The organism is Streptomyces sp. NPDC006393, assembly GCF_040628575.1.
In the GTDB taxonomy this organism is placed as follows: Bacteria; Actinomycetota; Actinomycetes; order Streptomycetales; family Streptomycetaceae; genus Streptomyces.
Genome location: NZ_JBEXZD010000001.1, coordinates 138,880 through 154,154, shown reverse-complemented (window position 1 = coordinate 154,154; position 15,275 = coordinate 138,880). Strand labels below are relative to the sequence as shown.

At 73.5% G+C, this 15,275-nt stretch carries 8 protein-coding genes; 3 read left to right on the top strand and 5 right to left on the bottom strand.

All coding sequences use genetic code 11. The features are described 5' to 3' along the window. Positions 1–2 precede the first annotated feature (2 nt). From ABZ484_RS00660 to ABZ484_RS00650, 3 genes are all read right to left on the bottom strand, one after another. A complete protein-coding gene (locus ABZ484_RS00660; RefSeq protein WP_358863694.1) occupies positions 3–3,314 on the bottom strand; it encodes a tetratricopeptide repeat protein in 3,312 nt (1,103 codons plus the stop codon). Positions 3,315–3,407: 93 nt separating this feature from the next. Then, positions 3,408–3,977 carry a L,D-transpeptidase gene (locus ABZ484_RS00655; RefSeq protein ID WP_358863693.1) on the bottom strand — a complete coding sequence of 190 codons (570 nt, stop codon included), beginning with the start codon at positions 3,975–3,977 and terminating at the stop codon, positions 3,408–3,410. 92 nt (positions 3,978–4,069) lie between these two features. Next, the gene (locus tag ABZ484_RS00650; protein ID WP_358863692.1) at positions 4,070–6,655 is read right to left on the bottom strand and encodes a bifunctional FO biosynthesis protein CofGH; all 2,586 of its coding nucleotides are present in this window, start codon (positions 6,653–6,655) and stop codon (positions 4,070–4,072) included. Between the two features lie 245 nt (positions 6,656–6,900). Between ABZ484_RS00650 and ABZ484_RS00645 the strand changes: the two genes are divergently transcribed. From ABZ484_RS00645 to ABZ484_RS00635, 3 genes are all read left to right on the top strand, one after another. Beyond that, positions 6,901–8,463 (top strand): CehA/McbA family metallohydrolase, encoded by a 1,563-nt coding sequence (locus ABZ484_RS00645; RefSeq protein WP_358863691.1) that lies wholly within the window; start codon positions 6,901–6,903, stop codon positions 8,461–8,463. 162 nt (positions 8,464–8,625) lie between these two features. Beyond that, complete coding sequence (locus tag ABZ484_RS00640; protein WP_358863690.1) at positions 8,626–11,580, top strand: BTAD domain-containing putative transcriptional regulator; 2,955 nt, start codon at positions 8,626–8,628, stop codon at positions 11,578–11,580. 186 nt (positions 11,581–11,766) lie between these two features. Continuing rightward, the gene (locus tag ABZ484_RS00635; protein ID WP_358863689.1) at positions 11,767–11,940 is read left to right on the top strand and encodes a hypothetical protein; all 174 of its coding nucleotides are present in this window, start codon (positions 11,767–11,769) and stop codon (positions 11,938–11,940) included. A gap of 88 nt (positions 11,941–12,028) precedes the next feature. Here ABZ484_RS00635 and ABZ484_RS00630 read toward each other — a convergent pair whose 3' ends face one another. Further along, complete coding sequence (locus ABZ484_RS00630; protein WP_358863688.1) at positions 12,029–12,625, bottom strand: hypothetical protein; 597 nt, start codon at positions 12,623–12,625, stop codon at positions 12,029–12,031. Positions 12,626–12,855: 230 nt separating this feature from the next. Then, positions 12,856–15,252 carry a PQQ-binding-like beta-propeller repeat protein gene (locus ABZ484_RS00625; protein ID WP_358863687.1) on the bottom strand — a complete coding sequence of 799 codons (2,397 nt, stop codon included), beginning with the start codon at positions 15,250–15,252 and terminating at the stop codon, positions 12,856–12,858. Positions 15,253–15,275: the final 23 nt, after the last annotated feature.

Here is a 15,275-nt window from a genome sequence, read left to right as displayed (position 1 = left end):
GCTCATCTCGCGTAACGCGCCCGGACGGCGTCGCGGGCGGCGGCGACCGCCGCCAGGCGGGGGGCGAGACGGGACCGGTCGGCTTCTGGGCTGTGCAGCAGCACGGTGAGGACGCCGGCGAGCTCCGCGAGGTCGTCCCACGCCGGTCCGGCGGCCAGTACACCGGTCAGGGCCCGGTCGGCCGCCTCCCAGTCACCCAGGCCCCACCCCGTGATGCACCGCCCCATCAGGTGCTGCGCCGCGTCCAGTGCGGCGCCGGGCACCAGCCGTACCAGTTCCCGCCACAGCGCCGCGGCGGCGCCGCAGCCCTCGAACCTGCTCACGGTCAGAGCCAGTTGGTAGGTCCCGGACACCGGATCGGACACGCGCAGCCCTTCCGCGCTCCGCCGGGCCTCGGCCTGCCGGCCGGTGTGCCGGTGCGCCACGGCCCACAGGATGTCCATGTCTTCGTCGTCCGACGGCGCCGTCCGCCGGGCGTCGGCCAGCCGGGCCAGCGCCTCCTCCCACCGGTCGCCGAGCATCAGCAGCTCGATCGCCTTCGCCCGTGCCCAGTCCGCCGCTTCGTCCAGTGCGACGCACCGGTCCAGGTCGGCCACGGCCTGGTCGGTCCGGCCGGTCGCGAGGCAGGCGAGGGCGCGCTGCCGGTACGCCCAGCCGTAGTCCGGGGCGATGGCCAGCGCCCGGTCCAGGAAACGGAAGGCGTCGGCGTGCTCGGAGCGGGCGCGGTGGGTCGCTCCGAGACCGGCCAGCGCGTCGGCGTGTTCCGGCTCCCGGGCCAGCAGCCCTCGGTAGAGCGCGATCGCCTGGTCATGGCCTTCCGTGATCCGGTACAGGTCGGCCAGTTCGAGCCCGACCCAGTCGGCGTCCGGATCCGCGTCGACCGCGCGTTGCAGGTCCTCGAACATGCCGCCCTGGTCTCCCAGCCCGTCCCTCGCCCGGGCCCGCATCACCAGCGCCCAGGAGTAGCCGGGATCCAGTTCCACGGCACGGGTGAGATCGGCCAGCCCCTCCTCGGTCCGGCCCAGTTCGAGCAGGGCGGCGCCCCGGCTCGCCAGGGCCGACTCATGGCCGGGGTCGAGCGACACGGCCCGTCCGAGCTCGGTGACGGCCTCCTCGTAGCGGCCGGCGATCCGGTAGGAGTCCCCCCGCTCGGACGCGACCCACGCGGAGTCGGGCGCGAGGGAGACCGCCCGGTCCAGGTCGGCGAACGCCTCGTCCCATTCCTCCCGGGTCCGGCGCAGCCGAGCCCTTCTCACCAGCGCCCACAGGTAGTCCTCGTCGAGGCTCAGCGCCTGGTCGAAGTCGGCGAGCGCGACGTCGTACCGCCCGAGCGCGTGCCCGCACGCCGCCCGGGAGGCCAGCGGGTACGCGTCGGTCGGGTCGAGGGCGCAGGCCCGGTCGCACTCGTGCAGCGCCTCCTCGAACCGGCCGAGGAGGCGCAGGGTCTCCCCTCGCTCGGCGATGATCCACGCCGTGTCGGGAGCCAGCTCGTCGGCGCGGTCGAAGGCGGCCAGCGCTCCCGGGAAGTCGGCCAGCAGCACGAGGGTGGCGCCCCGGCCGTAGTGGGCCCGGACGAGCTCGGGGTCCAGCTCCACCGCCCGGTCGTACTCGGCCAGTGCCCGCCGGTACTCACCGTCGTACCGGAGTTCCCTGCCCCGCACCGCGTGGGCCGCGGCCCGGCCGCGGGCGCCCAGACCGGGCCGCGCCAGGAGCAGGTCCATGGCCGTGAGCAGCCCGGCCGTCTCGTCGGACAGGGCCTCCCCCAGGCGCCGCCCCCATTCCTCCAGAACGGCGCTGTCCGTGACGTCCCCCGCGTCCTGGAGCATCCGCGCCCACCGGCCGCCGAGCACACGGTCCTCGCGGCAGGCCAGGACCAGGTCCCCCAGCGCCTCACCGAGGGCCGTGAGGCGCCGGGCGCACAGCAGGTGGTACGTCTCCTCCAGGCGCGGCTCGCGCCAGTTCTCCTGTTCCCACCGCTCATCGGGCCGCAGGTCCCGCGCCGCCTGGGCGCGCCAGCCGGCGAAGACCTCCGCCAGCCGCTCGTGCCGTTCCGCCCAGCCGCGCGGGGACAGCCGGCGCTGCAACCGCAGCATCGGTGCGCGGACGAGGTCGTGGTACCGCAGCCCGTCGCCCCGCTCGGTGACGAACGGCATGCCGCGCAACCATGCGAAGAGGGGTGCGGCCTCTTCCCCGGAGCAGTCCACCGCCGCACGGAACACGTCCGCGTCCAGCCGTCGGGGCAGCGCGCCGGCGAGGGCCGCCGCCCGTCGTACGGGGTCCTGTTCCCACTTCAGGAAGCGTTCCACGGCCGTCGCGCTCGGGTCGTCCACGTCCTCACGGCCGGTGGGCCGGGCCTCGGCGAGCGTGGAGACGAGCACCGGCAGTCCTCCGGTGAGGCGGATCACCTCCTCGACGACCGGTTCCGCCACGACGCCCTTGCCGGCGAGGAGACCTCGCGCCTCGCCGTCCGTGAACGGCCCGAGGGGCACCTCCTGGACGAAGTCGGCGAAGCCGCTCCAGCGGGCGGGGTCCAGGCGGCGCTGACCGGCGGTGACCACGACGACGTTCGCGGGCAGCGATCCGGCGTAGCGGTCCGTCGCCATCACGTCGTGCAGCCACCCGTCCAGGAACGGGGCCGTCACCTCGTACGTGTCCAGAACCAGGACGGCCCACGGCACCTGGGCGGCGATGTCCGTCAGCTCGGCCAGCAGCACCGGCGTGAGGCTCTGCTCGGGTGACAGAACGAGTTGCACGTCGTCCTGGCTCCGGAAGCGCGCGCTCAGGCCGGCCCGTAACCGGTCCGCTCCCTGGGCGAGCCGGGCGGCGTCGACCGCCCCGACGAAGGGGCCGGCGCCGGGCAGCAGCCCGATGCCCGCGAGGCCCAGCCGTACCGCCGTCGTGCTCGCCGCGGACGGGCCCTCGGCCTGCGGTGCCAGCCCGGCCACCGCCGCCTCGGCCTCGTGCCGGCGTTCCCGGTGCGCGGCCAGCAGGCGTTCCAGTTCCTTGCACCGAAAGCCGCGGGAGGCGAACTGGCGGCCGATCGCCGCCATCGCCTCCGGCACGCTGCCGACGCTCTCGTCCACGTACGCCGTCAGGGCCCCGCGCTCCCGGGCGATCTGCTCCAACTCCCTGACCAGGAAGGTCTTTCCGACCCCCGCGTCGCCGTGCACATGGAACAGGAACCGGTGCCGCTCGTCCTCGGGCGGGAAGTCGAAGTTCTCCCGGAAGGCCGCCCGTTCGGTGTTCCGGCCCACGAACCCGGTGCGTCTGCGCTGCCGGATCAGCTCCTGCATGGACCGCCGCGCGTGCGCCATCCCCGTACGCCCTCCCGTAGCCCGGCTCCGCCCGTCCCCGGTCATTGTGGCGCAGCGCCGCGTGATCAGTGGGCCGGTGGGGTTCCGCGCCCGCTACCGGACGACCACGACCCTCGTCCCCTTGGACGCGAACGCCCACAGTGCGGCCCCGTCGGCCTTGGGCGTGCGGATGCCGCCCGTCTTGGCGCCGGAGGCGGCGGGCGGGGGCGAGGAACCGTCCACGGCGTTGCTGAAGGCGATGAAGACGCCCGACTTGCCCGCGAAGTACGTGATGTGCTCGATGCGCACCCCGTCGGAGCCGGTGGTGGCGGCCACCCGCTGGGAGATCGCGTAGGCGCCGGGGTCCGGGCTGACCGTGCCCGGCCAGACCGGGAAGGTGCGGGTCGGCTTGTCGCTCTCGTCGACCAGCCACGCTCGCTTGCGGCCCAGCGAGTACACGATGCGGCGGCCCGTTCCCGAGGCCGCCGGAACCGCCGGGGGCGCGGTGTGCTTGGGGGGAGCGGCCGAGTGGTGCGCGCCCGCGGAGGCCGAGGCGCGCGGGTGCGCGGCCGTGGCCACGGGGTGCGGACCCTGGTCGGCCTGTACCGCCAGTACCGCGACCGCGGCGACCGCTCCCGCGGTCAGGCCGCCGACCCAGGCCCACGAGGGTATTCGGGCAGGCATGGGCACGCATCTCCTCGGCTACTCGGCTACTCGCCCCCGCAACAGCCGGATCATCGTACTGTGGGCGGCCTCCCCCGCCGGTGCGGCGCCGTTCAGTCCAGCACCGGAAGCAGTTCCGGCAGGTGGCCGTCGGACGCCGCCGCCGCCCGCTGCCGCTCCTCGGGGACCTCGCCGTAGACCGTCGTCCGCGGCTTCGCGGGCCGGCCGGCCGCCGCGGCCACCGCCACCAGGTCCTTGACCGACTTGTACGAGCCGTAGGAGGAGCCCGCCATGCGGGAGATCGTCTCCTCCATCAGCGTGCCGCCCAGGTCGTTCGCGCCGGAGCGGAGCATCTCCGCCGCACCCTCCGCGCCCAGTTTCACCCAGCTCGTCTGGATGTTGGGGATGTGGGGGTGCAGCAGGAGGCGGGCCATCGCGGTGACCGCGCGGTTGTCGCGCACCATCGGGCCGGGACGGGCGATGCCCGCGAGGTAGACGGGGGCGTTGGTGTGGATGAAGGGCAGCGTCACGAACTCCGTGAAGCCGCCGGTGCGCTGCTGGATGTCCGCGAGTGTGCGGAGGTGCCCGAGCCAGTGGCGGGGCTGGTCGACATGGCCGTACATCATCGTGGACGAGGACCTGATGCCCAGTTCGTGCGCGGTCGTCACCACCTCGATCCAGGTCGCCGTCGGCAGCTTGCCCTTGGTCAGCACCCAGCGGACCTCGTCGTCGAGGATCTCCGCCGCCGTGCCGGGGATGGTGTCCAGGCCCGCCGCCTTCGCCTCCGTCAGCCATTCGCGGATCGACATGCCGGTGCGGGTCGCGCCGTTCACCACCTCCATCGGCGAGAACGCGTGCACATGCATCCCGGGGACGCGCTCCTTCACCGCCCTGGCGATGTCGAAGTACGCCGTGCCGGGCAGGTCCGGGTGAATGCCGCCCTGCATGCAGACCTCCACGGCGCCCACGTCCCAGGCCTGCCGCGCACGGTCCGCGACCTGTTCCAGGGAGAGGGTGTACGCGTCGGCGTCCGTCCTGCGCTGCGCGAAGGCGCAGAAACGGCAGCCCGTGTAGCAGACATTGGTGAAGTTGATGTTGCGCGTGACAATGTAGGTCACGTCGTCGCCCACCGCCGACTTCCGTACGTCGTCCGCGACCTCGCACAGGGCGTCCAGCGCCGGGCCGTCCGCGTGCAGCAGCGCCAGCGCCTCGGCGTCGGTCAGCCGCGTGGGATCGCCGGCCGCCGTGCGCAGCGCCTGCCGTACGTCCGTGTCGATGCGCTCCGGCGCCATGCCGGGCGCCGCCGCCTCGCGCAGGGCGTCCCAGTCGCCGTAGACCTCGTCGAAGTCGTCCCGGCGGTCGGCGGTGCGGCCCTCGGTGTCGATGGTGCGGTGCAGGTCGGTGCGGCCGGTCGCGGTGAAGGCCTCGTCCGGTTCCTGCCAGGGGCGGCCCTCGACGGTCGCGTCCTCGCGGGCCAGGCCCGTCTCCGGGTCCGCCAGGGCGCTCACGTGCGGGCGCAGCCTCGGGTCGAGCCAGGGTTCGCCGCGCCTGACGAACTCCGGGTAGACGCAGAGGCGTTCACGCAGTTCGAACCCCGCGGCGGCCGAGCGTTCGCGCAGAAGGTCGATCTGCGGCCAGGGACGCTCCGGGTTGACGTGGTCGATGGTGAGCGGCGAGACACCGCCCCAGTCGTCGATGCCGGCACCGATGAGGCGCTCGTACTCGGCGTCCACCAGGTTGGGCGGGGCCTGGAGGCAGGCGCTCGGGCCCATGATGTGCCGGGCGACGGCGACCGTGGCGACGAGGTCGTCCAGCTCCGCGTCCGGCATGCCGCGCATCGCCGTGTCCGGCTTGGCGCGGAAGTTCTGGATGATCAGCTCCTGGATGCCGTGGTGGGCGCGGGCGACCTTGCGGAGGGCGAAGAGGGACTCCGCGCGCTCCTCGTACGTCTCGCCGATGCCGATCAGGATCCCGGAGGTGAACGGCACGGAGGAACGGCCGGCGTCCTCCAGCACGCGCAGCCGTACGGCGGGTTCCTTGTCCGGGGAGCCGTGGTGGGGGCCGCCGGGCTCGGACCACAGGCGGGTCGCGGTCGTCTCCAGCATCATGCCCATGCTCGGCGCGACGGGCTTGAGCCGCTGGAAGTCCGTCCAGGTCATGACGCCGGGGTTGAGGTGCGGCAGGAGGCCCGTCTCCTCCAGGATGCGGACGGAGACGGCGCGGACGTAGGCGATGGTGTCGTCGTAGCCGTGCGCGTCGAGCCACTCGCGCGCCTCGGGCCAGCGGTCCTCCGGCTTGTCGCCGAGGGTGATCAGGGCTTCCTTGCAGCCGAGTTCGGCGCCCCGGCGGGCGATGTCGAGGACCTCGTCGGGGGACATGAACATCCCGTGGCCGGCGCGGCGCAGCTTGCCGGGGACGGTGGCGAAGGTGCAGTAGTGGCACTTGTCCCGGCACAGCCGGGTCAGCGGGACGAAGACGCTCCTGGAGTAGGTGATCACGCCGGGACGGCCGGCGGCCTCCAGCCCCGCGTCCCGTACCCGGGCGGCGGAGGCGGCGAGGTCGTCGAGGTGCTCCCCGCGGGCCTGGAGCAGCACGGCCGCCTCGGAGACGTCGAGGGCGACGCCGTCGCGGGCCCGCCTGAGGGCGCGACGCAGCGAGTTCTCGGTGGGTCCGGTTCCGGGGGCCGCGGAAGTCGTCATCCTCCGAGCATACGATCGCGGTGATCGACGGCCCGGTGTCCGGCGCTCCGCCCGGTCCGCGTCCTTCTCCGCCCGGTCCGCGTCCTTCTCCCCCGAAGGCGCCGGGCGCGCTCCCGAGACGCCGGGCAGCCGGAAGCCGCCGGTCTCCTTGCCGTACGCGGACGTTCACCGCGCAAGAGGAAGGTCGCACGCACCACCCCTGCACCACCCCTGCCCCGCCATCCACGACACCTGGGAGCAGCAGCATGTGCGCGGACGACCACGACCAGGAGATCGGCAGACGCGCTCTGCTCATGACGGGCGCCGCCGCGGCGCTTACGTTGGGAAGCGTGACCTTCGCGAGTGGCGCCGAAGCCGCGGACGGCGAGCAGCGGACCCGGACGATCCGCGGCACCCTGCCGGCCGGCTCACCGGACTACGTGTACGTTCCGGTGGAAGTGCCGCCCGGCGTACGGGAGATCCGGGTCGCCTACACCTACGACAAGCCGTCCGTCCCGGCCGGGAACCCGGGCAACGCCCTGGACATCGGCATCTTCGACGCGCACGGCACCGGGCTCGGCGGCCGTGGCTTCCGCGGCTGGTCGGGCGGGGCCCGCTCCGAGTTCTTCGTCCGCGCGGACGACGCCACCCCCGGCTACCTCCCCGGGCCGGTCACCCCGGGCACCTGGCACATCGCGCTCGGCCCCTACACCGTGGCGCCGCAGGGCCTGTCGTACGAGATCACCGTCACGCTCACCCACGGCGAGCCCGGCGAGACCCCCCGCCCGGTGTACCCGCCCGCCCGGGCCAAGGGCCGGGGCCGCGCCTGGTACCGGGGCGACTGCCACCTCCACTCCTGGTACTCCGACGGCCGCCGCACCCCCGCCGAGATCGCTGCGCTGGCGCGGGCGGCCGGACTGGACTTCGTCAACACCTCCGACCACAACACCAACTCCTCCCATCCGCACTGGGCCGACCAGGCGGGCGACGACCTGCTGATCCTGCTGGGCGAGGAGGTGACGACGCGCAACGGCCACGTGCTGGCCCTCGGCACCGACCCCGGCACCTTCGTGGACTGGCGCTACCGGGCACGCGACCACCGCTTCGGCCGCTTCGCCCACGCCATCCGCCGGGCCGGTGGCCTCGTCGTCCCCGCGCATCCGCACGCCACCTGCGTCGGCTGCGCCTGGAAGTTCGGTTTCGGGGAGGCGGACGCGGTGGAGGTGTGGAACGGCCCGTTCACACCCGACGACGAGGTGGCGCTGGCGGCGTGGGACGCGATGCTGGTGGCGTCCGTGCGGCAGGGCCGGGAGTGGATCCCGGCGATGGGCAACAGCGACGCCCACCGCCCGCCGGACGCCGTGGGCACCCCCCAGACGGTCGTCCTGGCCGACGACCTGACCCGGGAGGCCGTCCAGGAGGGCATCCGCGCGGGCCGCTCGTACGTGGCCGAGTCGCGGCACGTGTCGCTCACCTTCACGGCGAGCGGCGGCCGGGGCGAGCACGCCGGCATCGGGGAGCGGCTGCGGGTGAGCGAGGACACCCCGGTGACGGTCCGCCTGGAGGCCTCGGGTGTCCCGCGCTGCACCGCCCGCCTGGTGACCGACCAGGGCGTGCTGCTGACCAGCGACCCGTTCCCGGTCTCCGGCTCCGGGGTGGTCGAGTGGCGGACCACACCGGCGTACGCGGCGTACGTCCGGGCCGAACTGCGGCACGAGACGGCGGCGGGGCCGCTGCCGGGCGTGATGGCGGCCTTCACGAACCCGATCTTCCTCGGCCCGGAGCAGCCCTGGGAGCCGGCGTCGGGAACGACGTCAGGAGAGGGGTGACAGGAGCGTCATCAGGCGGGAACGCGGGAGGTGTTGTGTGCACCGTGTGATGCCGCACCCGTCGACCTGTGATCGCCGTCTCCCACAGCTGACGCATCTGCCATGAACAAGGCAAACTGGCCTCTTGGTTGTGGAAGGTTCGTCAGGGGCCAGGGGGCAGCGATGGACGGTGTACCGCGAGTGCCTGAACAGCGGGGTCCCGGGGAATCGGCGACGACGCGGTTCGGCGTACTCGGGCCGGTGCGCGCCTGGCGTGGAGAGGAACCGCTGGCCACCGGCTCACCCCAGCAGCGTGCGCTGCTCGCGGCGCTGCTGCTGCGCGAGGGCCGTACGGCGACGGCATCCGAGCTGATCGACGCGCTGTGGGGCGAGGAACCGCCGTCGCAGGCGCTGGCGGCGCTGCGGACGTACGCCTCCCGGCTGCGCAAGGTGCTGGACCACGGGGTCCTGGCCAGCGAGTCGGGCGGCTACGCGGTGCGCGGCCTGCGCGAGGGCGCCCTGGACGTGGCGGTGGCGCAGGACCTGGCCGCCGAGGCGGACAAGGCCCGTGCGGCCGGGGACCTGGGCCGGGCGCGCGAGGCACTGGGGCGTGCGCTGGCCCTGTGGGACGGCGAGACACTGGCGGGCGTGCCGGGTCCGTACGCCGAGGCGCAGCGCGCCCGCCTGGAGGAGTGGCGCCTGCAACTCCTCGAATCCCGCCTGGACATGGACCTGGAGCAGGGCTGCCACGCGGAGGCGGTCTCGGAGCTCACGGCCCTCACGGCGGCCCACCCCCTCCGCGAACGTCTGCGCGAACTGCTGATGCTCGCCCTCTACCGCAGCGGCCGGCAGGCGGAGGCGCTGGCGGTGTACGCCGACACGCGCCGGCTGCTGGCCGACGAACTGGGCGTGGACCCGCGCCCCGAACTGCGCGAACTCCAGCAGCGGATCCTCCGGGCCGACCCGGCGCTGGCGGAACCCTCCGCACCGGCCCCGGAGCCGGCCGCGACCCCGGTACGTCCCGCCCAACTGCCCGCGAGTGTCCCCGACTTCACGGGCCGCGCCTCCTTCGTCGTCGAGCTCAGCGAGGTACTGGCCTCGGCGGAGGGCCGTGTGATGGCGGTGTCGGCGCTGGCGGGAATCGGCGGCGTCGGCAAGACGACCCTGGCGGTGCACGTGGCGCACCAGGCACGGAGCGCCTTCCCGGACGGCCAGTTGTACGTCGATCTCCAGGGCGCCGGCGCGAGGGCGGCCGAACCGGAGACGGTCCTGGGCTCCTTCCTGCGCGCCCTCGGCACGGCGGACTCGGCGATCCCGGACTCCCTGGAGGAACGGGCGGCCCTGTACCGCTCGGTCCTGGACGGCCGCAGGGTCCTCGTCCTGCTGGACAACGCGCGGGACGCGGCCCAGGTCAGGCCGCTGCTGCCGGGCACGGCGGGCTGCGCGGCGCTGATCACCTCCCGGGTCCGGATGGTCGACCTGGCGGGCGCCCACCTGGTCGACCTGGACGTGATGAGCCCGGAGGAGGCGCTGTCGCTCTTCACCAGAATCGTCGGTGAGGAGCGGGTGGCGTCGGAACGGGAGGCCGCGCTGGACGTGGTGGCGGCATGCGGGTTCCTGCCGTTGGCGATCCGCATCGCGGCGTCCCGCCTGGCCTCGAGAAGGACGTGGACGGTCTCGGTCCTGGCGGCGAAGCTGGCGGACGAGCGCCGCCGCCTGGACGAGCTCCAGGCGGGCGACCTGGCGGTGAAGGCCACCTTCGAACTGGGCTACGGCCAGCTGGAACCGGCCCAGGCCCGCGCCTTCCGCCTGCTGGGCCTGGCGGACGGCCCGGACATCTCCCTGGCGGCGGCGGCAGCGGTCCTGGACCTCCCTCCGGAGGACACCGAGGACCTCCTCGAGTCCCTGGTCGACACCTCACTGCTGGAGTCCGCGGCCCCCGGCCGCTACCGGTACCACGACCTGGTCCGCCTCTACGCGCGTGCGTGCGCGGAACGCGACGAACACCCGCCGAGCGAACGGGACGCGGCGATGTCGCGGTTGCTGGACTTCTATCTGGCGACGGCGGCGGGGGTCTACGCGATCGAGCGGCCTGGGGACCGGCTGGTGGATCACCTGGAGCAAACGGTGTTTCCGGGCTTGCGGTTCAGTGACCGCCAAGCAGCGCGGGACTGGCTGTACGCCGAGGCGGACTGCCTGCTGGCCTGCGTGAGCCAGTCGGTGGGCAATGGCGACCTGCGCCGGGCCGTCGACCTCCTCTGGGCTGCGAAAGACCTGGCCGAATCCGGTACGAACGCCCTCGGGTACGGAACAGCCGCGACAGCCGCCCGCGACGCCGCGCGAGCCTGCGCCGACGCCCATGCCGAGGCCAGAGCCCGGGTCACGCTCACCGAGGCCCATCTGGTCGCCGGCCGTTTCGCCCAAGCCGAGGAGGAGGCGGCACAGGCGGCCGCGTTGGTCGTCGACATCGACGACGCCGCCCTGAATTGCTGGGTCCCCAATCACTGCGGTGTGATCGCCGTCTATCGGAATCGACACGCTGACGGCGCCGGCTTTCTTCAGCAGGCCATCAGCAACTTCCGTGCGGACGGCAACCTGGCGGGCGAGGCCAGCGCTCTGTGCAATCTCTCCCGATCGCACCTCGCCATGGGCGACACGGCGAGCGCCATCGACCTCGCGCAGCAGGGTGTCGGGATCTACGACCGGCTCGGCCACACGCTACGAGGTGCGAACGGGCGCTACGCCCTGGGTCTCGCACTCGTCGAGTCCGGCGAACTCGACCAGGCGGCCGCCCAGTTCACCGATGCGCTCGACGTCTTCCGGGAGAGCAGGCAACGGCTCTGGGAAGGCATGACGATCTTCCGCCTCGCCGAGGTGGCTCTCGCCCAGAACAGGCCCGCGCAGGCCGCTGCCCTGGCGGAGCAGTCCCTTGCCATGCTCCGGGGGATCGGCGGTGACTGGCGACGCGGCAACGTGCTGGTCGTGCTGGGAAAGGCACTTCACCAGGTGGGCCAGGCCGACCGCGCCAGGGCCTGCTGGCACGACGCACTGTCGCTCTACGAGGAAATGGGGGCAGCGGAGGCCTCCGAGGTCCGGGCGCTGCTCCTGCCCACGGCTGCTGCCCGGTCCGTCCACTGAGGCGTTCATCATTCGTTTATGCCCTTGCGGCACGCTCGTCCTGTCGAACCGTCGCGTCGGGGGGCAGACGGCTCGCTGTATCAGGCCCGCCACTAGGGTGAGCGGTCCCTACCAGCCCGTCCGGCGACCCTCGGGGGAGTTGCCGGGCGGGCGTCACGACGACAGAGCCACAGGAGTTGAACATCGATGGCCGATGGCAAGAAGACCGACGGCACCGTCACGCCGCTCGACACCCACATCACCGACGCCCCGGCGGACGGTGGCACGGTGAAGCCGCTCGACACCCACATCACCGACGCCTCGGCGGACGGTGGCACGGTGAAGCCGCTCGACACCCACATCACCGACGAAGAGGCCTGACAAAACAGCCATGAACGGGGGATCGGCCGCGGCGGCGCGGAGGGGGGCCGCCGCGGCCGACGCGTACCGGTAGGCGGAACACGGTGGTTCAGGACCTGAGCTGGGCCTCCGGGTCCGCCTCGCAGTGGTCGACCGAGGCAAGGAGGGTCTCGGTGAGCGGGACTCGGACGGTCACCTTGCCCTTGGCCGGTACGGAGACCTCGGGGGACTGGCTGCTCGCCACGTTGGTGTCCACGGCGTTGTAGAAGGTGACCCGGGCCTGGAACGTGGCCGTGCGGCTGTTCGGGTTCGTGATCTCGACCGTCGCGTACGGCCTCTTCTCGGTCGCGCAGCTGATGAGCTTCGCCGTGCCCTCCCTCAGCGTCGTGCCGTTGCTGCCGCCGGAGGGCGTGGAGGTGGGAGTCCGGCGGCGGTTGTAGTAGCCGCCGCTCGTGCTGCCGCTCGTGGTGCTGCTGCCGTAGCTGTCGTCGTCGTCCGTGTCGCCGTACGAGTCGTCGTAGGACGACCCGCCGCCCGATGTCGACGACGAGCTGTCGTGGTCCTGGTGGGAGCTGCTGCAACCGCCGCCCCCGCCGCCGCTGTGGTGACTGTGGCTGTGGCCGTGGCCCCGGGAGAAACCCGTGAGTGCGAGCACCACGATCGCCAGTACCGCCGTGAATCTGAGTCTGCGCCCCCGAACCTGCATGCGATCACCATATCGGCGCACCGGATCTTCCGTCGGCGGTCGCGTGGCGGGCCGGCGACACAGCGAGTAGCGTCCTGTGCGTGGACGGTGACGACGAGAGCCGTTCACCTGGACCGACGGCCGCCGTCCGAGCCCCTTCCGTGAACCCCGTGCGACGGCCGTCACCCCATATCCGCACGGAAATTCCACACGGAAGTCCGAGACGGAAGTTCCACATTCCGTGCGCGGGTTCAGGCCGTGCGCGCGGTGCCCGTTCCCTTCTCCGCGTCGAGGGCGTACACGCAGCGGTCCTTGCTGCACGCGTAGACGACGCCGTCCCGGACCACCGGGGAGCCGGTGATCTCGCCGCCGGTCGCCAGCTTCCAGCGGAGGCGGCCGTCGTCGGCCTTGAGGGTGTAGAGGAGGTGGTCCGTCGAGCCGAAATGGATGCGGCCCTCGGCGACCGCCGGGGAGCCGACGATCTCGCCGCCCGCCTGGAAGCGCCACTTGGGCGTGCCGGTCACCGCGTCCAGGGTGTAGAGGCCCTTGCCGCTGCCGACGTGAACATGGCCGGCCGCGACCAGGACCGGGTCGACGGAGGCGCGGGACTCGGTGGCGATGCGCCAGCGGTCGCGGCCGTCGGTGGCGTCGAGGGCGTAGACCGTGCCGAGGTAGTCGGCGAGGTAGATCCCGCCGCCGGTCACCGCGGGGCCCGGGGCGAAGGCCGGGGGGCAGAGGAAGACCGCGGGGGCCTCGAAGTGCCAGCGGACGTGGCCGCTCGCCACGTCGAGGGCCAGGACCCGGGTGCCGGCCGAGACGTAGACGTAGCCGTCCGGGGCCGGGGTGACGCGCACCGGCACTCCGCCGCAGGAGGCCGCGTCGCCGATGGGGTACGACCAGCGCTCCTCGCCGGTACGGGCCTCCAGGGCGCGCAGGCGGGCGTCCTGCCAGACGTAGACCGTGCCGTCGTGGACGGCGGGACCGGCCTCGGCCGACTCGAAGTCGCTCTGGCAGCCGGTGATCTCCCACAGCTTCTGGCCGCCGGCGGCCTCCCAGGCCTGGACGCCGCCGCCGCGGGTGCCGGTGACGACCGTGCCCCGGTCGGCCCGCAGCGAGTACACCCAGGCGTCCGTCTGGAGGCGCCACAGGTCGGTGCCCTCACGGGCGTCCAGCGCGAAGAGGGTGGGGCCGTCGGAGGCGTGGATACGGCCGTCCGCCACGGCCATCGACCAGGCGACGTCGCGGGTCTTGAAGCTGCGCCGGCCGGTGGCCACGTCCAGGGCGTGCACCTCGAAGGAGGTGACGTAGACGAGGTCGCCGGCGACGGACGGGGTGCCCCAGACGTCGTTGGACATGCGGAAGCGCCAGGGGCGCCAGCCGGTCGCGGTCTCCGGGGGCGCGGGCGGTGCGGACGGCGACGGTGATGCCGGCGATACGGCGGGGTCGGCGCCGTTGACGCCGTGGTGGGCGCCGTGGTGCCTGGTCCAGGAGGCCGCCAGGGCCGCTTCCGGCGGGGGTGCCTTGACGGCCGCGGCGGCGCGGACGTCGGCGACGCGCGGGCCGGGTCCGATGGGCACCTGGGCGCCGGCCAGCCGTACGGGACCGGAGTCGGGTGAGCCGACGGGGGCGGGCACGGCCGGCATGGGCGGCATGTGGGGGGACGGGACGACCGGGTCGTGCGAGGGCGGAGGCGGCGGCGCCGGGGGCCGGACGGTGCTGCGCGGGCCGGCCGAGGTGGGCTGCGGGGCCGGGCGGCCGCCGCGGCGGGACTCGATGAGGCCGACCGCCCGCTCGGGCAGCCAGGCCGAGGCGGTGCCGCTGTCGTCGGAACCGGAGCCGAAGAGGTGGGGGGCGAGCTGGGCCTGGAGGTCGGCCGGGGTGGGGCGGGCCGTGGCCTCCATCTGCATGCAGGACTCGATGAGCGGACGCAGCTCGTCCGGGAGGCCTTCGAGGTCGGGACCCTCGCGCAGCAGCATGAAGACCGTCTCGACCGGGTTGGCGCCGTGGAAGGGGGCGTGGCCGGTGGCGGCGAAGACGAGCGTGGAGCCGAGCGAGAAGACGTCGCTGGCGCCGGTGACGCTGCGGGAGTCCTTGGCCTGCTCGGGGGACATGTACGCGGGCGTGCCGACGGCGACGTTCGTCATGGTCAGACGCGTGTTCGAGACGCCGGACGCGATGCCGAAGTCGATCACGCGGGGCCCGTCCTCGACCACGAGCACGTTGGACGGCTTCAGGTCGCGGTGGACGAGCCCGGCGCCGTGGATGGACTGGAGCGCCTCGGCGACGCCCGCCGCGAGCCAGCGCACCGCCTGGACCGGGAGCGGCCCGCACTCGGTCACTATCTCCTCGAGGGAGGGAGCGGGGACATAGGCGGTGGCCAGCCAGGGCACGGCGGCGCGCGGGTCGGCGTCGACGACCGCGGCCGTGTAGAAGCCGGAGACCGCCCGCGCGGCCTCGACCTCGCGGGTGAAGCGCACCCGGAACAGCTGGTCCTCGGCCAGCTCGGTGCGGACCGTCTTGATCGCCACCCGTCGGCCGGACGCCGAGCGCGCGAGATAGACCAGCCCCATGCCGCCGGCCCCCAGCCGTCCCAGCACCTCGAACGGCCCGATCCGCCGCGGATCGTGCTGCGTCAGCTGATCCACCACTTGCCTGCCACCTCCCCGTACGA